The following is a 241-nucleotide window of genomic DNA, read 5'->3' on the forward strand; positions in this document are numbered from 1 at the left end:
CGTTCGGTGTCGGTTCCGTCGAGCATGCCGGTCCGGTCCCACGCACCCCACGCCAGGGAGACGGCGGGCAGGCCCTGCTCCCTGCGATGCACGGCAAGCGCGTCGAGGAAGGCGTTGCCCGCCGCGTAGTTCCCCTGCCCGGCCGTACCGAACACACCCGCAGCCGAAGAGAACACCACAAAGGCCGTCAGATCAAGGTCCCTGGTGAGTTCGTGCAGATACCAGGCAGCATCCACCTTCG

The 241-nt window shown here is 67.2% G+C and carries 1 protein-coding gene; it reads right to left on the reverse strand.

The window, feature by feature from the left end:
- Positions 1–241: KR domain-containing protein (locus SCWH03_RS28490; RefSeq protein ID WP_173267808.1), on the reverse strand; the 241-nt coding region annotated here is incomplete at both ends.

It is taken from the genome of Streptomyces pacificus (assembly GCF_011766325.1).
GTDB classification, from domain to species: Bacteria; Actinomycetota; Actinomycetes; order Streptomycetales; family Streptomycetaceae; genus Streptomyces; species Streptomyces pacificus.